The 23,038-nt window shown below is 43.4% G+C and carries 16 protein-coding genes, 1 rRNA gene and 1 other RNA gene; 10 read left to right on the forward strand and 8 right to left on the reverse strand.

Going from position 1 to position 23,038, the window contains the following annotated elements:
* Window positions 1-2: 2 nt before the first annotated feature.
* Complete coding sequence (locus AB9N12_RS14165) at window positions 3-482, reverse strand: DUF4494 domain-containing protein (RefSeq protein WP_369892660.1); 480 nt, start codon at window positions 480-482, stop codon at window positions 3-5.
* A 193-nt stretch (window positions 483-675) separates the two neighbouring features.
* Between AB9N12_RS14165 and tpx the strand changes: the two genes are divergently transcribed.
* Both tpx and AB9N12_RS14175 read left to right on the forward strand, forming a co-directional pair.
* A complete protein-coding gene (gene tpx / locus AB9N12_RS14170; RefSeq protein WP_369892661.1) occupies window positions 676-1,176 on the forward strand; it encodes a thiol peroxidase in 501 nt (166 codons plus the stop codon).
* 21 nt (window positions 1,177-1,197) lie between these two features.
* The gene (locus tag AB9N12_RS14175; RefSeq protein WP_369892663.1) at window positions 1,198-2,082 is read left to right on the forward strand and encodes a DUF3078 domain-containing protein; all 885 of its coding nucleotides are present in this window, start codon (window positions 1,198-1,200) and stop codon (window positions 2,080-2,082) included.
* A gap of 168 nt (window positions 2,083-2,250) precedes the next feature.
* Here AB9N12_RS14175 and AB9N12_RS14180 read toward each other — a convergent pair whose 3' ends face one another.
* The 3 genes from AB9N12_RS14180 to AB9N12_RS14190 form a co-directional block, all read right to left on the reverse strand.
* Entirely contained in the window at window positions 2,251-2,895 is a 645-nt protein-coding gene (locus tag AB9N12_RS14180) for a DedA family protein (protein ID WP_369892664.1), read from the reverse strand.
* 30 nt (window positions 2,896-2,925) lie between these two features.
* The gene (locus AB9N12_RS14185) at window positions 2,926-4,374 is read right to left on the reverse strand and encodes a tetratricopeptide repeat protein (RefSeq protein ID WP_369892665.1); all 1,449 of its coding nucleotides are present in this window, start codon (window positions 4,372-4,374) and stop codon (window positions 2,926-2,928) included.
* Between the two features lie 99 nt (window positions 4,375-4,473).
* Window positions 4,474-6,213: a glutamine--tRNA ligase/YqeY domain fusion protein gene (locus AB9N12_RS14190; RefSeq protein ID WP_369892666.1), complete on the reverse strand. Its 1,740-nt coding sequence runs from the start codon at window positions 6,211-6,213 to the stop codon at window positions 4,474-4,476.
* A 588-nt stretch (window positions 6,214-6,801) separates the two neighbouring features.
* On the opposite strand from AB9N12_RS14190, the gene AB9N12_RS14195 reads away from it, so the two are divergent.
* Entirely contained in the window at window positions 6,802-7,404 is a 603-nt protein-coding gene (locus tag AB9N12_RS14195; protein WP_369892667.1) for a riboflavin synthase, read from the forward strand.
* 59 nt (window positions 7,405-7,463) lie between these two features.
* Window positions 7,464-8,000: a nitroreductase family protein gene (locus AB9N12_RS14200; RefSeq protein WP_369892668.1), complete on the forward strand. Its 537-nt coding sequence runs from the start codon at window positions 7,464-7,466 to the stop codon at window positions 7,998-8,000.
* Window positions 8,001-8,081: 81 nt separating this feature from the next.
* Here the strand turns inward: AB9N12_RS14200 and AB9N12_RS14205 are convergent, their stop codons facing one another.
* The 3 genes from AB9N12_RS14205 to rnpB all read right to left on the reverse strand — a co-directional run bounded on the left by AB9N12_RS14205 (window position 8,082) and on the right by rnpB (window position 13,131).
* Window positions 8,082-11,324 carry a S41 family peptidase gene (locus AB9N12_RS14205; RefSeq protein WP_369892669.1) on the reverse strand — a complete coding sequence of 1,081 codons (3,243 nt, stop codon included), beginning with the start codon at window positions 11,322-11,324 and terminating at the stop codon, window positions 8,082-8,084.
* A gap of 58 nt (window positions 11,325-11,382) precedes the next feature.
* The gene (locus tag AB9N12_RS14210; protein WP_369892670.1) at window positions 11,383-12,702 is read right to left on the reverse strand and encodes a YihY/virulence factor BrkB family protein; all 1,320 of its coding nucleotides are present in this window, start codon (window positions 12,700-12,702) and stop codon (window positions 11,383-11,385) included.
* Between the two features lie 42 nt (window positions 12,703-12,744).
* An RNA gene (gene rnpB, locus AB9N12_RS14215) (RNase P RNA component class A) lies at window positions 12,745-13,131 on the reverse strand.
* 98 nt (window positions 13,132-13,229) lie between these two features.
* Between rnpB and AB9N12_RS14220 the strand changes: the two genes are divergently transcribed.
* The 5 genes from AB9N12_RS14220 to AB9N12_RS14240 all read left to right on the forward strand — a co-directional run bounded on the left by AB9N12_RS14220 (window position 13,230) and on the right by AB9N12_RS14240 (window position 18,821).
* A complete protein-coding gene (locus AB9N12_RS14220) occupies window positions 13,230-14,159 on the forward strand; it encodes an NlpC/P60 family protein (RefSeq protein ID WP_369892671.1) in 930 nt (309 codons plus the stop codon).
* Between the two features lie 206 nt (window positions 14,160-14,365).
* Entirely contained in the window at window positions 14,366-15,901 is a 1,536-nt protein-coding gene (locus AB9N12_RS14225; protein WP_369892672.1) for a trypsin-like peptidase domain-containing protein, read from the forward strand.
* Between the two features lie 180 nt (window positions 15,902-16,081).
* Window positions 16,082-16,942: an RNA polymerase sigma factor RpoD/SigA gene (locus AB9N12_RS14230; RefSeq protein WP_369892673.1), complete on the forward strand. Its 861-nt coding sequence runs from the start codon at window positions 16,082-16,084 to the stop codon at window positions 16,940-16,942.
* 219 nt (window positions 16,943-17,161) lie between these two features.
* On the forward strand, window positions 17,162-17,563 hold the full coding sequence (locus tag AB9N12_RS14235; RefSeq protein ID WP_369892674.1) for a hypothetical protein: 402 nt from the start codon (window positions 17,162-17,164) through the stop codon (window positions 17,561-17,563).
* Between the two features lie 88 nt (window positions 17,564-17,651).
* Complete coding sequence (locus AB9N12_RS14240) at window positions 17,652-18,821, forward strand: clostripain-related cysteine peptidase (RefSeq protein WP_369892675.1); 1,170 nt, start codon at window positions 17,652-17,654, stop codon at window positions 18,819-18,821.
* 837 nt (window positions 18,822-19,658) lie between these two features.
* Here AB9N12_RS14240 and AB9N12_RS14245 read toward each other — a convergent pair.
* A complete protein-coding gene (locus AB9N12_RS14245) occupies window positions 19,659-20,810 on the reverse strand; it encodes an IS4 family transposase (RefSeq protein WP_369892676.1) in 1,152 nt (383 codons plus the stop codon).
* A 500-nt stretch (window positions 20,811-21,310) separates the two neighbouring features.
* Between AB9N12_RS14245 and AB9N12_RS14250 the strand changes: the two genes are divergently transcribed.
* Window positions 21,311-22,839: ribosomal RNA gene (locus AB9N12_RS14250) — 16S ribosomal RNA — on the forward strand.
* Window positions 22,840-23,038 lie beyond the last annotated feature (199 nt).

Genomic DNA, 23,038 nt, shown 5'->3' on the forward strand with positions numbered 1-23,038 from the left:
ACTCATGCTTTTGACGGATCAAACTCCGGTTTGTCATTCGGTTCGGCGCTGTAAGGATATACATCCATGAGCGGAGTTTCGGATACCATACCGATCTGATAATCTGCCATGGTTCCTTTCATTCCTTCGTCCAGTTTCTTGACTGCGTCACGCAAGTCGGCAGCTTGTACCAGTACTTGAGTGGAAGTCTTTTTTTCAGCACCGGTTTTTTCATCCAGCGTGATGAAAATAAGTTTGCATTTGAACCAGCGGTCGGCACTTTCTTCGTCACTGGGGAAAAGCTCGCTATAGTTGGCACGTTTGATATCCGAAACGGTAAATTCTCCGGAGATAAACGGAGTCATCTCTTCGATAATCCGTGCTTCTGCTTCTGTAAAACTGAGTGCGTCGACCAGATAAGGTTCAGTTACTTTCTTCTGCATTCCGTTTTCCATTACTTTTTCATAACGGATTTTGCACTCAAACCATGTATGCATTGCCATAATTTTCTTTCTTTTTAATTCATTGATTGATGTAAATCGCCTGCAAATATAGGAAAAATCCTAAAGTAAGTGCCGAAAGCTTTTTATTTTCTTTCTATGCAAACTTTTTCAACTCAAATGAAAGCATGCCGTGAACATATTTGAGGGAATAGTTGTTTTCTATGCAAAAGTAAATTTTAAATATAGATGCATTATGGCAACAACAAATTTCAAAGGACAACCGGTGAAGCTGGTTGGTGAATTTATACAAGTAGGTAAGGTAGCTCCTGATTTTGAGCTGGTAAAGACTGATTTATCTTCTTTTTGTCTGAAAGATTTAAATGGTAAAAATGTGATTTTAAATATTTTCCCTAGTTTGGATACCAGCGTATGTGCCACTTCTGTACGTAAATTTAATGAGATGGCTGCCAGACTCGAAAATACGGTGGTATTGGCTATTTCTAAGGATCTTCCTTTTGCTCACAATCGTTTTTGTACAACAGAAGGTATTGAAAATGTAGTTCCATTGTCTGATTTCCGCTTCTCTGATTTCGACGAAAGTTACGGAGTGCGTATGGCAGATGGACCGTTGGCAGGACTTCTGGCGCGTGCAGTAGTCGTGATTGGTAAAGATGGTAAAATTGCATATTCGGAACTTGTTCCGGAAATCACCCAGGAGCCTGATTATGATAAAGCCTTGGCTGCTGTAAAGTAAGATGGAGTTTTAAGTAGTATCATGAACAAAATAACGATTCTATTCATCACCCTGTCGTGTATGGGTGCTGGAACCTTGTCCGCCCAAACTGCCGATAGTACACAATCCTCCCCATGGACAAGAGAAGGATTTGCCGGACTGAAACTGACGCAGGTGAGTTTGACTAATTGGGCTTCCGGAGGTGATAATTCTGTTGCCTTTGATTTGCAGGGCACTTATCAGATTAACTATAAGAAAGGAAAGCATCTGTGGAACAACCGTATTGAACTGTCTTATGGATTAAATAAGACCGGTGATGACGGGACCCGGAAAGCGAATGATAAGATCTATTTGAATACGAATTATGGCTATTCTATGGCCAAAAACTGGTATGCCAGTGCATTCGCCACTTTCCAGACACAGTTTTCTCCGGGATATGACTACTCTGTCAATAAAGAGGTTGCTATCTCCGAATTTATGTCTCCTGCCTATTTGACTACCGGTTTAGGCTTTACGTATGATCCGGGTAAGATATTTACCGTTGTATTGTCTCCGGCTGCGTGGCGCGGAACATTTGTACTCAATGACCGTCTCTCTGATCAGGGAGCTTATGGAGTTGATCCGGGCAAACATCTATTATCCAGCTTCGGTGCTAACTTGAAAGGGGAAGCCAAATATGAATTTTTGAAGAATATGACGGTATATTCACGTTTGGAACTTTATTCCGATTATCTGCATAAGCCACAGAACATAGATGTGAACTGGGAAGTACAGGTAAATATGATTATCAATAAATGGTTCTCAACCACGCTCACTACCAACCTGGTGTATGACGATGATGTGAAAATTGTGCAAAAGGACGGTACAAAAGGTGCTCGTGTGCAGTTTAAGGAGATATTGGGAGTAGGAGTGCAGTTTAATTTCTAATGAGTCCCTATCTACCGTAAAACATAAACTATAGAGGACGCAGAATACACAAAGAAGTAGGACGTTAACGGGGAATAGCCGGTTTATAGTAATAGGCACCCCGGTCACTCTAGGTCCTTGCTTTGTGTTCTCTGCGTCCTCTGTGGTCTGTGATGAGTCTTTTACTACTTATTTTCTTTTTTTCAGTCCTTTATACGCCAGAAAACCGATGACAATGACCACCACTGCTATCATGACATAGCCAATTTCGTGACTGTATTCGGTTGCCTTAACATAGACATCATTCGTTGTTTTGAGATCTGTAAAACGGTAAATCAGGTAACCGAGCAAAGCTAATATGCTGTTCCAAATGGCAGCACCGAGAGTGGTATAAAGCAGGAAAGAACCTATTTTCATGCCGGCCAATCCTGCAGGAATACTGATAAGCTGGCGTACAGCCGGAATGAGGCGACCAAAGAAAGTGGAAGTTGCACCGTGTTTTCTGAAATATTCTTCTGCATGATGTATTTTTTCTTCATCGATAAGGCATATATGTCCTAAGCGACTGTTGGCGAATTTATAAATAATAGGGCGACCCAGCCAGCGGGCCAGGTAATAATTGACCAATGCACCTATATCTGCTCCTACAGTTGCAAATAGGATAACAAGAAAGATATTCATACTGTCGTCTGCCATAGCTTTCCATGCGGCGGGTGGCACTACGGCTTCCGAAGGGAAGGGAATAAAAGAACTTTCAATAGCCATAAAAAGAGTGACTACCCAATAGTTCAAGTTTTCCAATACCCATTTAAGAAGTTCTGCTACTGATTCCATGTTTTTTGAGGATAGAATTTATAAATCGGTTTATTTTTTTCCTTTCGTATTCTTCTTCTCTTTTTTCATACGTTCCCACACTTCTTTGAGCATTCTTTTGTCTTCCTCCATGTGTTCGGGGCAATTCAATAGTTTCAGGATCGTATCTTCTTCCAGTGGCTGTTCACATTCTTTGTTATATTTGAAGAAGTTGTCGATTTCACCATACATGAGGCTAAGCACGCTCAATTTCTTCGTCACATCTTCGTATTTCGGATTCATCCGATACACTTTTTCAAAGTATTCTTTCGCTTCGGGCAGATAGTCATTTTCCGAATAAGCAGAGGCAACCATATACCACATTTCTATGTCAGGGGCGGTCTTTATCGCTTTGTCGAAAGAGATGGCTGCTTCGTCTTCCAGTCCTTCTGTGAGGTACAGTTTCCCCTCTGTCAGATAAATCAATCCCTCATTCGGGTTTATCTCTTTGGCTTTTTCGCATGATTCATGTGCTTCTTCATACCTTGACAGACGGGACAGGGCGAAAGCTTTGCTGGTATAGGTGTCTATTAATAAAATAGACAGTTTGTCTCCTGCTTCTTCAAAACATGCGATCACTTTATCGTAATACTCATTGGCTTTCTGCCATTCTTCTTTATTGCCGTAGGATATTCCCATAAACATATAGCCCAATTCGGGGGGGATAGCTTTGAACTCAATCGCTTTCTGGTAATTCTTGATGGCATCATCCGGATTGTTCAGATAGAAAAAACAATGCGCCTTGTAAGCGTAAGCTTCTCCGTACTGATCGTCGGCTGCCAATGCAAAATCACAGGCTTCGATGGCTTTGTCTATTTGTTCCTGAATAAAGTAGCATCTCACCAGCCCCAACCAGTAGGAGGGGTTGAACGGAGATTGGTCGATGAGTTTGTTGTAATAGGTGATGGCCGGTTCCATCTGATGGGTCGATGTCAGATAATCGGCTGTGAGAGCCATGTATTCTTCATTTTCGGCATAACGGGATTTTCCCCTGTCGATCCATTCTTTGGCCGCTTCCGGATATCCCGTGTCCAGATAGAGAAAGACGACATCAGTGATTGTTGCCAGTTCGTCGGCATCCTCTATGGTATTTAATAGCCATTGAGCTTCTTCCAGTTTCCCTTCATTCAGCAATAGTTCGGCTTTCAGCAGTTTCACTTCGGAATCAAAATCTTCGGTAATGGAATCTGCCACTTTCTTTGCTTTTTGCGGTTTTTGGGTGTCCAGATAAAGATAGGCTTGTTCGATGAGCAGATCTGTATTTCCCGGATGTATTTTAAGTCCGTACGTGATCACTTCTTGCGCTTCTTCAAATTTTCGTCTGAAGGCATACCAGTCGGCGATGTCGGCCAATTGATCGGCGTCCAGATAAAGTTGGCGGTTTTCTGCTTTTGCTTCTTCGTAGTGTGTGATGAGTGTAGCTAGTTTCTTTTTGGCTGATGGTGAATTTTTTCTGCCCATTTTTCTGTTGGATTTTTAATTACTAAGATGGGGCTGTTGCAAAAGTTTGATGATGACCCTTTTGACACAGCCCCCCAAAAGTTAAGCTTGAAAGCTTCGTTATTTATTAATCTTGCTCCATGTGTCTTTCAACCCTACTGTGCGGTTGAAGATTAGTTTTTCAGGGGTTGATTCTTTATCGATATTAAAGTAACCGATCCGTTGGAACTGCAGGTAAGAGAGTGTAGGCAGGGTTGCTGCGAACTTTTCTATGTAGCAGTTAGGCAGAATTTTCAATGAGTCCGGATTCATGATTTCTTTCATGGCTTCCAGTGCTTCGCATTTTTTGGCTTCGCGGATGGCGGCCAGTTCGTCACGTGGATTTTCTACTTTCCACAGACGGTCGTACAAACGTATTTCTGCTTGCAGGCAGTGCTTGCAGCTTACCCAATGGAGTGTACCTTTCACCTTGCGGTTGGCATCCGGCATACCGCTACGGGTATTTGCGTCATATTCGCAATATACTTCTGTGATTACACCGTTTTCATCTTTCTTGCAACCGGTACATTTCACGATATAAGCATTTTTGAGGCGTACTTCCTGTCCCGGTGTCATGCGGAAGTATTTTTTAGGAGCGTCTTCCATGAAGTCTTCTCGTTCCATCCACAATTCGCGGCTGAATTCGATGAGGTGACTTCCTGCTTCCGGATCTTCCGGGTTGTTGATTGCTTCCAGTTCTTCAACCTGTCCTTCCGGATAGTTGGTGATGATCAGTTTTACGGGGTTGATCACTGCGGATACACGGGTAGCACGGCTGTTCAAATCTTCCCGGACAGAGCTTTCCAACAGGGCGATGTCGTTCAGGGCATCGTAGGTGGTATATCCGATTTTATCAATAAACTTATGAATGGACTCCGGTGAATAACCGCGACGGCGGAAACCGCAGATAGTCGGCATACGGGGGTCGTCCCATCCGTTTACCAACCCTTCTTTCACCAGCGTGAGTAAGTTACGTTTGCTCATCAGCGTGTAGCTTAGGTTCAGTTTGTTGAATTCGGTCTGACGGGGACGGTGGTCGTTCAGGTCTTTTCCTTCTTTCAACCAATCGATGAAGAGGTCGTAAAGCGGGCGGTGTACCACAAATTCAAGTGTACACAGAGAATGAGTCACTCCTTCGAAGAAGTCGCTCTGTCCGTGAGCGAAGTCGTACATCGGATAAGCTTTCCAGGTAGTGCCCGTACGGTGGTGCGGATGTTTCACTACACGGTAAATAATCGGATCGCGGAAGTGCATATTCGGATTAGCCATGTCAATTTTGGCACGGAGCACCATGGCGCCCTCTTCGATCTCACCGCTATTCATTTTCTTAAAAAGTTCGAGGCTCTCTTCGATGGGACGGTTCCGATAAGGGCTTTCCACTCCCGGTTGGGTAGGAGTCCCTTTCTGCTGTGCGATCAGCTCGGAGCTTTGTTCATCGATATATGCTTTTCCCTCCTGTATCAGGCGGATAGCGAAATCCCATAATTGCTGGAAATAGTCGGAAGCATAATATTCATTTCCCCACTGGTAGCCAAGCCATCGGATATCTTCTTTAATGGCTTCTACATATTCCACATCTTCCTTGGTCGGGTTTGTGTCGTCGAAACGAAGGTTACATACACCGCCGTGTTTTTTTGCGATGCCGAAATCAAGGCAAATAGCTTTGGCATGGCCGATGTGAAGGTAACCGTTGGGCTCGGGTGGGAAACGTGTCTGTACCTTTCCATCATTTTTGCCTTCTTTCAAGTCTTTCTCTACAGCCTGTTCAATAAAGTTCAAGCTCTTCTTTTCACCTGTTTCTTCGTTTTTGATATCTGTCATAACGGTTAATGTTATCTGTATTTAGGCTACAAAAGTAGGATATTTTTTTTATTAAATCGGAATATAACCGTTCTTTTTTACAATGTCTTGTCCGTGGAATGAAAGAATAAACTGAATCAGGGGATGGGGTGCTCCTTAATCATTGATGCGGAAATGTTAAGGTATGGCGGAAAAACGGATGAAAATGATCTGGGAAAGTGATTTGCTGCGGATTTTTAAACAGAAATTAGGGCTCCTTTAAAAAAATATCTTATATTTGTCTCCTGTAGCGGACAAGTTACAGGAGATTTTGCTTCAAATGATAATAAATCCAAAGAATTTTCAAAAAGATGTTATATGACATGTTTTATAATTTGGATAGTATCGGTAAAAGCGCCTATATTTGCACCGTTATCCTGAAAACAATCTTTTTACCTTAAAAAAAAACTAATACCTATTGAGAACTGAAAAATGGGGCTTTGTGAAAAGCCCTATTTTTTTTGTTCTTATTTTCGCTCTTATTTTCTAAGTTGCTTCCTTATTCGTATCTTTGACCCTTGCATGAAGAGAGTACTTTCAATTGTAAAATCGTAAATAGTAAATAGAATTATGTTTTCTGGAATCGTAGAAGAATATGCTACTTTGGTAGCACTGGTGAAAGACCAGGAGAATATACACTTTACATTTAAGTGTTCGTTTGTGAATGAGTTGGAAATCGACCAGAGTATTTCTCACAATGGTGTGTGCCTGACGGTGGTGGCTCTGACGGATGATACGTATACGGTGACTGCCATGAAAGAAACGTTGGAACGTTCTAACCTCGGCCTGCTGAAAGTGGGGGATAAGGTGAACGTTGAACGTAGCATGATGATGAACGGTCGGCTGGACGGACATATCGTTCAGGGACATGTGGATCAGACTGCCACTTGTATCGATATTAAAGATGCGGAAGGTAGCTGGTATTTTACATTCCGATATGCGTTTGACAAGGAGATGGCACAACGCGGATATATCACTGTGGACAAAGGTTCGGTGACTGTGAACGGTGTCAGCCTGACCGTATGTAATCCGACAGATGATACTTTCCAGGTAGCTATCATTCCTTATACGTATGAGCATACAAACTTCCATACGTTTGAGATCGGCAGTGTGGTTAATATCGAATTCGATATTATCGGTAAGTATATCAGCCGGATGATTCAGTATAAATAGTCGGTGGTCGCGAAAGCGAATTTCGATTGTAATTTGTAAAACATAAAATCGCAAATCTGATGGATTTTCTTCAATTGGTGCAGGATCGTCAGAGTGACCGTTCGTATGATAAGGAGCGTCCGGTGGAGCCGGAAAAGTTGGAACGGATACTTGAAGCTGCCCGTTTGGCGCCTTCGGCTTGTAATGCACAGCCTTGGAGGTTTGTAGTCATCACGGATAAGGAACTGGCTCAAAAAGCGGGGAAAGCTGCTGCCGGTTTGGGAATGAATAAGTTTGCCAAAGAGGCTCCCGTGCATATTTTGGTGGTAGAGGAATCTGCCAATATTACTTCGTTGCTTGGTGGAAAGGTAAAAGACAAGCATTTCCCATTGATCGACATTGGAATAGTTGCTGCCCATATTGCTTTGGCGGCTGAAGCCGAAGGACTGGGCTCTTGTATTCTGGGTTGGTTTGATGAGAAAGAGATGAAACTGCTTGCCGGTGTTCCGGCTTCCAAACGTTTGTTGCTGGATATTGTCATTGGTTATCCGACAAAGGAAAAACGCAAGAAGAGGAGGAAGCCCCAAGAGAAAGTGATTTCGTACAACCGTTATTGATTGAGAAAGGAAATACTCTAAAGTGTTGATATCTAATTGATCATTAATGCCGCTGGATAAGCGGCATTAATGATGCGGTACTTATTTCTTTTTTGACAAATCTTTCAATAGGTAGTCTACTGCTGCTTTCAGTTGGGCGTCTTCTCCTTTCAGACTGGCTTCGGGTTCATTATAGATAAGAATATCAGGTTGCAAAGTCTGATTTTCGAGATAGTTGCCTTGCATATCCATGCAACCGACCTGCGGAATACCGAATACAATAGACGGGTCTATCTGGCGTTCCCACCATACGGCTGTCATGGTTCCTGCAACCGGAGCACCTATCAGTTTGCCGATACCCAGCGTCTTATATACGTATGGAGTGCCATGTGCATTGCTGTAATTATCTTCGCAAGTAAGCATACAGGAAGGTTTCAACCATTTGTTGAAAGGGTCGCTACCGATATATTGCCCGCGCGGCACGAAGCGTTGATATTCCTTTCCGCTAAGTAAGGTGACCACATCATCATGCAACCATCCGCCACCATTATGACGAGTGTCTACCACTACGGCTTCTTTATTGCGATAGCGGCCGAGCAGTTCGGAATAAGTCTTACGGAAGCTGGGGCTGTCCATTCCTTTGATATGTACATAGGCAATGCGTCCACCGGAAAGCTCTTCAACTTTCTTGGCACAGCGTTCCACCCAACGTTTATAAAGCAGTTCGTTTTGAGTTCCATAGCTGATTGCCTTTACCGTTTCCTCAAAACGTTTTTTAGTAGCAGGATCGTATATGGTCAGTACTACTTTGCGGCCGACTTTGCCTTCAAATAGCGGGAAGTAATCGGCACCGGCTTCAATCGTTGTGCCGTCTATTTTTTCAATGATGCATCCTGCCTTCACCTCTGTCTTCTTCCGGGTGAAAGGACTTTGCTTCATGATTTCCTTGATTTTTAACCCGGCACCGTCGTATGACTCGTCATAAAAGACTCCCAGAGTAGCGGTAGGCATTGCGCTGCCTGCTGCTGCAAATCGGGCTCCGGTATGGGAACCGTTCAGTTCGCCGAGCAATTCACTTAACATTTCCGTGAAATCATAATTGTTGCTGATGTGAGGCAGGAAGCGTGCATATGCTTTTTGGTATCCTTTCCAGTCCACTCCATGCAGGTCGGTAACATAGAACTTGTCTTTTATTTGTTGGCAAACGTGGTCAAAGATGTATGCGCGTTCATCGTAAGGGCGGTAATCAAAGAATGCCTCAAATTCTATCGGTGTAATTTTGCTACCGGCAATCTCTATTTTCTTCAACCTGCCACCTGTGCACATAAAAATATTCTTTCCTTCCTTATCCGGTATGAGTGAGCCACCGCCCACGCCTTTCAATAATATTTTAGTTGTATTTTCTTTTAATTTATGTTCCCAAAGGTCATAGCCTCCTTCAAAAGCTGCCAGGTAATAAAGGACATCACCTTTCGGACTCATGACGGCATCACCTAAGCGGGAGGAATTAACTGTTAAGCGGACAATACGGTCAAAACGATTCTCCAAATCGAATGTAAGAGGCTTCACTCTCGTGCTGTCTTTTTTCGCATCCTTATGGGGGAGTGTTTTCTTCTTGGCTTTCTCTTTTTCCGCTTTCTCGGCCTTTTCCGCCTCTTCAAGTAAGGCTATGTCTTCTTTGCTCATCAGGAAGCGGTTGTAGGCATCGACGTCGAAAAACATAATATAGGCATCGCTTTCACTTCCCCAACTGCCATGGCTACGGTATCCGGCGCGGTCGCTGTTCCAGATCATTGCTTTTCCACCCAACACCCATTTGGCTTTGCCGTCGCTGTATCCGCTTTCGGTAAGATTGACCATTTCGCCTTTTCCGTCGGCTTTCAGTAGAACGACGTCTTTATTGTTCCACCCTCCTATGCCAATGAAATCTGATAAAATCCATTTGCTGTCAGGACTCCATTGAAACCATTGGTCACCATCGGCGTAAGAATACTGATATTTGGCATCCATTACGGTGCGTACAGCCTTACTTTTCAGATTGATGACGCGGATAGCGGTACGGTTCTCAAGGAAAGCGACTTCCTTGCCGTCAGGACTGAATTGTGGTTGGAAAGAAGCCACTTTGGAGTGGGTCAGACGCTCTTCTTTCAATTCTGTGGCATAGGTGAATTGTTTTTCTTCTTTACGTACGATGGTGGAAGTGTAAAGCTGCCACAATCCGTTGCGTTCGGAAGAATAGACGAGTGTACGTCCGTCAGGTGCAAAACTGATGTTACGTTCCTGATCGGGGGTGTTGGTGATTTGTTTGGTTGTTTGGTAGTCAATGGAGGTTACGTAGACATCACCGCGCATAACGAATGCGACTTCTTTTCCTTTGGGAGACACGGCAATATCGGTAGCTCCGCTGGATTTGATTTGGCGGATTATATCTTTGTCATTCTTGTCAGCCAAGATACTGATGTTCACTTTTTGGGGTTGTTTGCCGGGGACAATTGTATAAATCTCACCGTCATAACCATAACAGAGCGTTCCGGCAGTCGATATGCTTAGAAAGCGTACGGGATGCTTTGTGTGGAAAGTGATTTGTCGGGAGGTAGTGGTTCCGGGAGTACGTTGGAATACGTTGAAGGAGCCTTTCTCTTCACTTAAATAATAGAATGATCGGCCGTCGGGACTCCATACCGGTTCGCGGTCTTCACCTTCGAAAGTCGTTTGTTTTTGATAGACCGGTGTCTTTCCCGGAGTATATGTCCAGATGTCACGGGCAATAGGGGATATCTGATGCTTGCGCCAATAGTCTTCGTATCCTTTTTTATCCTGATAGAGCATCCTGCCGTCCTTATGGATGGAGATACATTCCATCGGCATGGACGAGAACATCGTAGGACGTCCTCCCGTTACGGCTACCTCGTAGACTTGCTGGAACTGACCGGAAGGAAATCCGGCATCTTCGGCAGAGGGAGCAATATGGGCGGTGAATAAGATATGTTTGTCATCTTTATAGGCAATAGGCTTTTCACTGCCTGAATGAGTGGTCAGTCGCTGGGGTACTCCTCCTTCACTGGAGACAACGAAAACGTCGAGACTTCCCATGCGGTCTGATGCAAAAGCAATCTGTTTGCTGTCGGGACTCCACACCGGTTCCGTATCAAAAGCCGGATTGGTAGTGATTTGTGTGGCACGTCCTCCGGTTGACGGTACCGTGTAGATGTCTCCTTTGTAGGTAAATGCAATGGTGGTTCCGTCAGGAGAAAGAGCGCAGTGGCGCATCCATAAAGGAGATTCTTGTGCAACACTTGTTCCGGCTAAACAGATGATAAATGCACTTAGCAGTAGCTTTTTCATTTTTTTTCTAATCTAATTGTATTATGTTTATTTTCGCGATTTATTAAGTGGGAGCTTCCTACAAATCCTTCAGTAATACTTTACTTGCTTTTTTATAGTATTCTTCTCTGGAGTCGGTCAGCACTTTCCATTCATCGTTGAATTCTTCGTCTTTGTCAATCTTGAAATTCTCGGAGCCGTATGTGTCCAAACGGTCCAGCAGGATAGCCACATTCAATTGATTGATATCCATGGAAGGCAGGTAACCGATTTCTTCGCTTTTTTCATCGGTAACCACCTCGTGAATCAGTGCTATTTCCTGTAACTGATAAAGTACCTGATTGGTCAGACGGATAGGGATCTGGTGTTCTTCCGATATTTTTGCTGCCGTATAGGGAGGCTTGTTCTTCTCGAATCGTTTGGCTATGAGTGACATAATCAGGATGGATATAAAATCTCGGTATCGTCTGCTGATGTTACGGGTGTCCTGCTCAAAGCTGAAACTGCGGATATTTTGCCCGGCATACGTCAGTTCGGCTCCAAACAAACAGATGGTCCAGGATGTCTGCAGCCAAAGCAGAAATAGGGGGAGTGCGGCAAAACTACCATAAATGGCATTGTATTTTGACACCCACAACTGGCTGTTGATATACAGGAACTGAAAAGCTTGATAAGCAGACCCGGCCAGAATACCTGCGATGAGAGCATGTTTGAATTTCACTTTTGTATTCGGCATAAAGATATACAGCCCGGTGAACATCAGCCATGTCAGGACGAAAGGAATAAGCTGTATCATGAATTTCATGACAGGAGCGAGCAGAACGAAATCATCCATCTGTTTGAGAATGGTACTCATAAACAGGGAAAGTCCTCCGGATACCACGATCAGAATCGGCATCAGCAGGAACATGGAGAAATAGTCCGTAATTTTGCGATACATGGATCGTGCCTTTTTCACTTCCCAGATATGGTTGAATGTGATTTCAATATTGCCGACCAGATTGATAACCGTCCATAACAACATTACCAGACCGACTCCGATGAAAACACCTCCTTTGGTTTGTGAAAGGTAGGAATTGACAAATGAGAGAATGGCCTCCGTTGTTTCTCTATTTCCTCCGAAGCCGTTGCGGAACTGATATTCCATCAGGTTATCAAATCCGAAACCGCGTGCTATGGCAAACAGGATGGCTAGTATCGGTACAATGGCAAGCAGGGTGCTATAGGTCAGTGCGGAAGCTTTATTGACCATCTGGTCTTTGGTAAACCGGTTGATGCAAAGATAGACGGTTTTTATAATATTATAGAGTGAGAACTTGGTCCGGGTCACTTCATCTTCCGTAACGCGCCAGATGTCATACGTAAGAAACTTCCATATATCGGTGATTTTTTTCTTCATAGTTCTTTTAGTCATTGGTAGTTAAATGAATAATTAAAAGAAAAAAGCAGTCAGCCTATAAGCCGAGTTCTGTATCCCGTATAATTATTAATCTTGGATCTTTAATTATATCAGGTGCCTGTCATTTATCTGAGTGACGTGTCACCACGACACTTTAGCGGTCTACCCTCCGACATCGAGCGAGCAGCTCTCATAACGCCGGTTTACATGACCTTACAACTCCTAAGACGTACAGCACGCATGTTGCCATGCGACTGGTGGGCTCTTACCCCACCTTCTCACCCTTACCTCTCCCCGAAAGGAGTGGCGGTTATTTTCTTCTACGTTACTCTACCCTCACGGACAGCTTTCTGTTAGGAAGTAGGATGCTCTATGTTGCCCGGACTTTCCTCCTGCACGAAACATGCACGCGACAGACCGGCCAACTGCTTTAGGTTGCAAAAATACGTCATTTATTTTGTTTTAGCTAAAGAATGTGTCACAAATAGAAATAATTTCTACCTTTGCTATTATAAAAATGTAATAGCATGAAGAATATACTCCTTTTATATTGTTTACTGGCGGTTGCAGCAGTGAGTCTGAAAGCCCGGGAAATACGCCCCATGCCAGCTGATTCGGCCTATGGCGTAGTACATATTTCTGTTTGCAATTTGCGCGAGGAAGGCAAATTTACTTCCGGCATGAGTACGCAGGCATTGTTGGGAATGCCGGTCAAGGTGCTTCAGTATAACGGTTGGTACGAGATACAAACACCGGATGATTATACCGGATGGGTGCACCGGATGGTAATTACTCCCATGTCGAAGGAGAGGTATGATGAATGGAACCGGACGGAAAAGATTGTGGTTACTTCACATTATGGATTTGCATTTGAAAAACCGGATGAAAGTTCCCGCCCCGTCTCCGATGTGGTTGCAGGCAATCGTTTGAAGTGGGAGGGTAGCCAAGGGCATTTTTATCAGGTTGCTTATCCCGACGGTCGGAAAGCATATATTCCGAAATCCATTTCGCGACCGGAAACGGAATGGAGAGCTTCACTGAAACAAGATGTTGAAAGTATCATTGAGACAGCTTACTCAATGAGGGGGATTCCTTACTTATGGGGAGGAACCTCTTCCAAAGGAGTGGATTGTAGCGGATTCGTCCGAACCGTACTTTTTATGCATGATATTATGATTCCGAGAGATGCATCTCAGCAGGCTTATGTGGGCGAACGCATTGATATTACTCCTGACTTTTCCAATGTCAAACGGGGGGATCTGGTGTTTTTCGGCCGGAAAGCGGCTGCGGAACATAAAGAAGACATTTCTCACGTTGGTATTTACCTCGGAAACAAGCAATTTATCCACGCATTGGGGGATGTACACGTCAGCAGCATGAATCCTGCAGATCCAAACTATGATGAATTCAATACGAAGCGTTTACTCTTTGCTGTCCGTTTCTTATTTACTGAATGAATGTCAGAGTATTAATGTCATCTGACATACAACGAATGTAAATTTGTCAGGTTCTGCCGTTAACCGCTGTTAAGCTCCAAATAGTCTCTGTTAAAAGTGAACAAAAAAGAGTGACAAGTAGAATAAGTGAACGATATTTGTTGTTATTTTAACATCGTAAAAGTTAAAACAATGTCGAATATTAACAATTTAAAGAATTATAAATCATGAAACAGACAACAAAGAACATTCTGGGAGTAGGAGCAATCGTGCTTCTTAGCTCAGGAGTTGCAGGATTGACAACTTATAAATTGTTGCAATCTAACGAACCTGTGAAAGAGACATCTTTCTATGAGATGTTCAAGCAGAATCCCAATGTGAAATTGGCTGCTTTTGATGCTGTGAATGCTCAACCTGTTGATTTGACTCAGGCTGCGGAGAATTCGCTTCATGCTGTCGTACATATAAGGTCTACTCAAGAAGCTAAAACAAGAACGGTTCAGCAAGCGCCGGACATTTTCGATTTCTTTTTTGGTGATGGACGCGGACAGCAGCGGCAGGTACAGTCTCAACCTCGTGTAGGGTTTGGTTCGGGTGTCATCATCTCGAAGGATGGATATATCGTAACGAATAATCACGTGATTGAAGGTGCGGATGAAATTAGTGTGAAACTGAATGATAACCGTGAGTTTAAAGGACGGGTGATTGGTACTGATCCCAGCACTGACCTTGCATTGGTGAAAATAGAAGGTGATGATCTGCCGACTATTCCGGTAGGAGACTCCGAAGCGTTGAAAGTAGGGGAGTGGGTATTGGCGGTAGGTAACCCGTTCAATCTGAATTCTACCGTAACTGCCGGTATCGTAAGTGCAAAAGCCCGTTCTCTGGGTGTATATAATGGGGGTATAGAATCATTCATTCAAACAGATGCTGCTATCAACCAGGGTAATAGTGGTGGTGCGCTGGTAAATGCCAAAGGTGAACTGGTCGGTATCAACTCGGTGCTTTCTTCTCCGACAGGTGCTTATGCCGGATATGGTTTCGCTATCCCGACCAGTATTATGACGAAGGTAATTGCCGACCTGAAACAATATGGAACAGTACAACGTGCATTGCTTGGTATTCGTGGAGGTTCTATCGGTAGCAGTTTGATGGACGATCGTCAGCCGATTGACGAGTCCGGTAAGACATTGGCGGATAAGGCTAAGGAACTGGGTGTAGTAGAAGGTGTATGGGTTTCTGAAATTGTGGAAAATGGTTCTGCAGCAGGTGCTGACATCAAAGTGGATGACGTGATTATCGGTTTGGATAATAAGAAGGTATCTAATATGGCCGACTTGCAGGAAGCACTTGCTAAACATCGTCCGGGTGATAAAGTGAAAGTGAAACTGATGCGCGGTAAGAAGGAAAAGACCGTTGAAGTAACGTTGAAGAACGAGCAAGGTACCACCAAGATTGTGAAGGATGCAGGTATGGAAATCCTGGGAGCTGCTTTCAAAGAGTTGTCGGGTGACTTGAAAAAACAATTGAATCTGGGCTATGGGCTGCAAGTAACGGGAGTCTCTTCCGGTAAGATGTCAGAGGCAGGAGTTCGTAAAGGTTTCATTATTCTGAAAGCGAACGACCAGCCGATGCGCAAAGTGAGCGATCTGGAAGAAGTTATGAAAGCTGCCGTTAAGTCTCCGAACCAGGTATTGTTCCTGACCGGTGTGTTCCCATCAGGTAAACGCGGATATTTCGCAGTCGATCTGACTCAAGAGTAATATATATAAAGTAAGAAGATTGCAGGATAAGCTAATGAAATTGAAAAAGGGTGCCGACAATGAACTTGTCGGCATCTCTTTTTGTTTTATGGGTAAAAAATATAGTGTAAAAGTTACTTAATTTTATATGTGGACAAATTATTTGTCGTAACTTTGCACACCAAATCTGTTTTTAATAGAATGAGACAACTAAAGATTACCAAAAGTATCACTAACAGAGAGAGCGCTTCTCTTGATAAGTATTTGCAGGAAATCGGCCGTGAAGATCTGATTACTGTCGAAGAAGAAGTGGAACTCGCTCAACGCATTCGTAAGGGTGACCGTGTAGCATTGGAAAAGTTGACACGTGCCAATCTTCGTTTCGTCGTATCTGTGGCCAAACAGTACCAGAACCAGGGTTTGAGTTTGCCGGACTTGATTAATGAAGGCAATTTAGGACTGATTAAGGCTGCCGAGAAATTTGATGAGACACGTGGATTCAAGTTCATTAGTTATGCTGTATGGTGGATTCGCCAGTCTATTCTGCAAGCATTGGCAGAGCAGTCGCGTATTGTTCGTCTCCCGCTGAATCAGGTAGGTTCGCTGAATAAGATCAGTAAGGCCTTCTCGAAGTTCGAACAGGAGAACGAGCGGCGTCCGTCTCCCGAGGAGTTGGCAGACGAACTGGAAATCCCGGTTGATAAAATCTCCGATACGCTGAAGGTGTCCGGGCGTCATATTTCGGTGGATGCGCCTTTTGTGGAAGGAGAGGATAACAGCTTGTTGGATGTGTTGGTTAACGATGATTCGCCAATGGCGGACCGCTCTCTGGTTAATGAGTCTCTTGCGAAGGAAATTGATAGAGCTCTTTCTACGTTAACCGATAGGGAAAAAGAAATCATTCAGATGTTTTTCGGTATCGGACAGCAAGAAATGACATTAGAAGAAATCGGCGATAAGTTTGGTCTCACACGTGAGCGCGTTCGTCAGATTAAAGAAAAAGCAATTAGAAGACTAAGACAAAGTAATCGTAGTAAATTGCTCAAGGCTTACTTGGGATAAGTAAGAAATATCAGTTTCTGAAAGAAAAAAAGAATTTGAGTCGCATAAGTCGCACTTTTCATATCGAAGAATGTACTTATGCGGCTTTTTTACATGAGATCCGTTCTATCACTCAATCTTGTACTGTGTGAGTTTTATGAAGAAGGTTGTTTTTATTTGAGATAAATAGAGGTAATCTCCTCTTTTTTGTTATCTTTGCGAAGTTAAAAATTATATGATATGAAATACGTAAAAATACTATTTGCAATTGCACTTGTGTTTACCATGTGCTCCGCTTTTTCCTTGAAAAAAGACCATTCTAAACCAATTTATGCTTTTGGAATTTCTGCCTCATTTACGGATACGGTAGTCTATTTCACGGACATTCAGATATTGGATAGTGCGAAGGTTAGCAAGGAAGGCTTCTTGCTTCATCGCGAATTATATAGTTATCAGTTGAAGAATTATTTGGAAGATAATCAATTGCAGCAGAATAGTACTTGTATGATTTACTTCTCGGGAAACAGAAAAAAGTTGGAAAAAGAAGCAACGAAAATTCTGAATAAATACAAGAAAAATAATGGAATGCTAGTATCGCGGGTTGATCCGGATAAATTCCGTTTTATGAAGCCGGAAGAGTAAGATGTGATAGTTAAATTGTTAATATAGTAAGAGATGCAGGTTTGCATCTCTTATTTTTTTATCTTTGTCCCCGTTATTAATGAGGAATATGATGAAAAAGATTAAAATATTATCACTTTTGTTCAGTGTTGCAATGTTGTTGGCAGCTTGTCACGATGAAGAAGATGTTTCTGTCCCGGTAACAGCTAAAACAGTTTTGATGTATCTTGTTGGAGATAATGATATAGGTGATGATATATATAGTAATATAGCATCGGTTGAGCAAGGGTTGAGTGAAGTTGCATCTCCCGGTACATTTGTGATCTATTGGGATGGTGGAAGTGGGAAGAGTGAATTTCCTGTTCCAACTTTATTTAAATATGAAGTTGACGGTAAAGGTACAGTGGGCAAAAGAGAGATAATTAAAACCTACAATAGTCAGAATTCGGTATCAAGTGAAATTATAAATAAGGTATTGAAGGATGTGGAATTTTATTGTCCAGCTGAAAAATATGGCTTGATTTTTGGCTCTCACGCTACTGGATGGTTACCTGTTAATCATAGTAAAAGCCGCTCTTTCGGAGATGATGATGGGGCTAAAATAGATATACCTGACTTGGTAGGAGCCCTCTCTCGATCTGGCATTCATTTTGATTATATACTGTTTGATGCTTGTTTAATGTCACAAGTGGAAGTTGCTTATGAATTAAGAAATGTCGCTGATTATCTGATTCTTTCTCCGGCAGAAGTGTTAAGTAAGGGATTCCCTTATTTTGAAATGACAAAGTATTTGTTAGCTCTGGATGATACAGAACAGAATATGATAGATGCTGCAAAAGCTTTTATTGATTACTATAAAAATTCTTGGGCTACAATTGCGGTGATAAAAACTGCTGAAATGCAAGGCTTGGCGAATATAACTCACTCTATTCTGGGACAGTATAAGGATAACTTGGTCAAATTTGATGAGAATAAAATAAATTATTTTCAAACGCATTATGGGTATGGTAGGGCTTCTTTGAATTATTCAACGTATGATTTTCGTGCTTTTATACGTGAACTGACTGATAATAATATTCCTTCTGATCTTGAAAATCAATTGGCAAGAATTGTTGTGTATAAAGATTATGTAGATAAGTTAAGTTTGGTGAGTATAGATTCTGAGATATATTCGGGTATCGGGTGTTATATACCGGATGTTAGATATTCCAGATGGAATGCTTATTTTAGGAGTCTGGGCTGGTATTCCGCTGCCGGATGGAATGAGGTCGGTTGGTAAATGAGGGTGGGGAGTTTGTCAGATGCTCATGTGTGTAGGATTCTCCTTGGTAAAGAACAAGTTATGAACAGCTCGGTGAAGGGGGATTGGGGTCAGTGGGGACACTTTTTCCGATTCGCTCACACACACGCACATACACGCACACACACGTGCGCGCGTAACCAAAGATTTATCCCTTTTTATTTATATATCTCCCCCTTGCTCCTTGTCCCCGGTTGGTATTCCGTTCGTTACTTCATCGGTTCGGTTTTGCAGATAAGTCATGTCCCGTTTGCATTTCTGATGTTTGCGGCATCCCCCATGCGTGATCATTTTCTACACCTATAGTATACGCGCACGCGTGTGTGTGAGTGAATCGGGACAAGTGTCCCCACTGTCCCCGCCCTTTATAAACAAAGAATCCGGTCCGGTTTCTAAAGCTACGCTTTCCGGTTGCTAAAGCTATGCTTTCCGGTTTCTAAAGCTACGCTTTCCGGTTGCTAAAGCTATGCTTTCCGGTTGCTAAAGCTGTGCTTTACGAGTGCTAAAGCTGTGCTTTACGTTCTCTAAAACGCCGCTTTGCCGGAGTATGAGTGAATCCCCTTGAGCATGCGTGAATCCGCTTTATACTTTACCTGTCCTGTTGCTAAATTGCTCCGCTCTTCTTCCGATTCTTTACCGGACAGCTTCACAAAGTAGAAAAAATATGTTCTACAACATCGTTGTCAATCAGCGTGTTAGTATAAATATGCAAAAAAAGTTCAGAAAAAAGAGCAATATTGTCCTAAATAAATTTTGAGCATGAGCTAACTGACTATACTGTTAAGTATAGCCTCGAGAGTTCAAAATCAATCCCCCCTAATCGTTTTCGATGGTTTCGGGAGGTGGTGTAAATGGTTGATCAAGCCATTTTTGGAGGTCGATTTTGGTAAATGTGTTCAGCCGGAGCGTGACCACAAGGTTAGCCAATGCCCATTTGTATCTTGCGATGTGCTTTAGCCATGTCAGAATCAGCATTGTAGTCATAGCAGTCCATATTTGGGTCTCTACGGCATTGCGGGATGTGCCGATAAAGCTCTTGATGCGTAGCAGTTGCTTGAGGTTGCGAAAGAAGATTTCTATGTTCCACCGAGCCTTGTACAGAGCCGCTATGCTTGATGCTGCCAATGTGAAGTTGTTTGTGAGTAACTCAATTTCAAAACCGTGTTCATCGTTCCATACTGCGATGCGACGTAAACGTTTGGGATATTTGGATTTGGCCGCCGAGAGTTCGAACTCGATTATTTCGTCAATAAGTACATTCTGAGCGTGTTTTTCAGGCAAAGGCAACTCCTCTATGGCTTTGTACCGGATATTGTCTTTATGACGCACTACAAAGAACACGTTGCTGCTGTCCCAATTATTCAGCAATGAGTAGTCACAGTAGCCTCGGTCGGCTACTACAATACTATACGGATGTAACTCAATATCAAAAGCAGCTTTGTTGTCGGTGGTTTTGCCATCGGTGATATTCACGAACTCCGGCAAAAGACTGTCATAGTCCAATAGCGTGTGCATCTTGACCGCCCCCTTGGTGGTAGTGTAATGTGCCCAGTCATATATTGACAGAGTCAATGACACCAATGTGGAGTCGAGCAGTTTTATCGGCATCTTGAAACGGAACTTTCTTCGTTGCCATAGGGCTTGCTGTCCGAAATACTGAAACAACGAGTAGAATATGCCGCGAAAAACCGAACTGTCTCGGTTGGCGTTCTGATATGCTACCGTTGACTTGGATGGTGCACGGTTGATTCCCAAATGATTGAGGTTGCCGGTGGCTGATTTCAGCCCGTTTGAGATATCTCTGACTGAATCACATCCTGAGAATTGGCTGAAAATCATGCTAACAAACTGACTCCATGTATTGTAGCCCTTGCAATGCTTGTCTGACCCCGAAGATTTTATGATTTTCTTGATATTTTCTTTCGGGAGATGTGATATTACCTGTGCGAAAAGTGTTATATTTGCCATAGGAAGTAGATGAGTTGGTAGCTTGCTACTAAGGTAGTCATTTTACCTTAGTTCTACTTCCTTTTTATTTGTTCCCCCCAATTTATTTAGGACAATATTGAAAAAAGAGTCGAATATATTTGGATTGTAAATTAAAAGGTGGTACTTTTGCACCCGCTTTCCGAGGGAGGACAGCCTGACAGGTTTGACATGATGCTTGCCGCATAAGGCACCTTGAAAATAAAGACAAAAAAACTTTGAAAAAAGTTTGGAGTTAATACATAAAAGTCCTTATCTTTGCATCCGCTTTCTAAAAGAAAGCACGTGTTTCTGACACGTCAGTTCTTTGAAATGTTGATAAACAATACAAGTAGTACAAGTAAAGAAATAGAACCGTCAATACTTGTCTGGTATATATGAATATATGTACAGGCACAGGTATTGTAATAAAGGTCAATGAAATTACGGCGTCCTGAACAGAGCGATATGATATCCTTGATTGGATATTCAATGATATTTTTACAATGAAGAGTTTGATCCTGGCTCAGGATGAACGCTAGCTACAGGCTTAACACATGCAAGTCGAGGGGCATCATGAAGGTTTGCTTGCAAACCTTTGATGGCGACCGGCGCACGGGTGAGTAACACGTATCCAACCTTCCGTTAACTCGGGGATAGCCTTTCGAAAGAAAGATTAATACCCGATGCCATATCATCCCCGCATGGGGATGCTGTGAAAGGAATCCGGTTATCGATGGGGATGCGTTCCATTAGTTAGTTGGCGGGGTAACGGCCCACCAAGACAACGATGGATAGGGGTTCTGAGAGGAAGGTCCCCCACATTGGAACTGAGACACGGTCCAAACTCCTACGGGAGGCAGCAGTGAGGAATATTGGTCAATGGACGGAAGTCTGAACCAGCCAAGTAGCGTGAAGGATGACTGCCCTATGGGTTGTAAACTTCTTTTATACGGGAATAACCGGTCCCACGTGTGGGACTCTGCATGTACCGTATGAATAAGGATCGGCTAACTCCGTGCCAGCAGCCGCGGTAATACGGAGGATCCGAGCGTTATCCGGATTTATTGGGTTTAAAGGGAGCGTAGGTGGGCTGTTAAGTCAGTTGTGAAAGTTTGCGGCTCAACCGTAAAATTGCAGTTGAAACTGGCAGTCTTGAGTACAGTAGAGGTGGGCGGAATTCGTGGTGTAGCGGTGAAATGCTTAGATATCACGAAGAACTCCGATTGCGCAGGCAGCTCACTGGACTGTCACTGACACTGATGCTCGAAAGTGTGGGTATCAAACAGGATTAGATACCCTGGTAGTCCACACAGTAAACGATGAATACTCGCTGTTTGCGATATACAGTAAGCGGCCAAGCGAAAGCATTAAGTATTCCACCTGGGGAGTACGCCGGCAACGGTGAAACTCAAAGGAATTGACGGGGGCCCGCACAAGCGGAGGAACATGTGGTTTAATTCGATGATACGCGAGGAACCTTACCCGGGCTTAAATTGCAAATGAATGATCAGGAGACTGGTCCGCCGCAAGGCATTTGTGAAGGTGCTGCATGGTTGTCGTCAGCTCGTGCCGTGAGGTGTCGGCTTAAGTGCCATAACGAGCGCAACCCTTATCTTCAGTTACTAACAGGTGATGCTGAGGACTCTGAAGAGACTGCCGTCGTAAGATGTGAGGAAGGTGGGGATGACGTCAAATCAGCACGGCCCTTACGTCCGGGGCTACACACGTGTTACAATGGGGGGTACAGAAGGCCGCTACCTGGCGACAGGATGCCAATCCTCAAAACCTCTCTCAGTTCGGATCGAAGTCTGCAACCCGACTTCGTGAAGCTGGATTCGCTAGTAATCGCGCATCAGCCATGGCGCGGTGAATACGTTCCCGGGCCTTGTACACACCGCCCGTCAAGCCATGAAAGCCGGGGGTACCTGAAGTACGTAACCGCGAGGAGCGTCCTAGGGTAAAACCGGTAATTGGGGCTAAGTCGTAACAAGGTAGCCGTACCGGAAGGTGCGGCTGGAACACCTCCTTTCTGGAGTGATGCCGTAGTGGTGGATGTCCTTATCGTATGTTTAATATGTATCGTATGTAAGGTCCATCTCCACCCGGATACCTTTCAAGGTTCTGTTTTTTTTGTACTACTGGTACTTGTTTATTTATGATATAGATCAACCATCTATAGAAGTATAGATATAGATCAACACGAGAGAAAACAGAAGCCGAGTCTAACA

Source organism: Bacteroides sp. AN502(2024) (assembly GCF_041227145.1).
Taxonomy (GTDB): Bacteria; Bacteroidota; Bacteroidia; order Bacteroidales; family Bacteroidaceae; genus Bacteroides.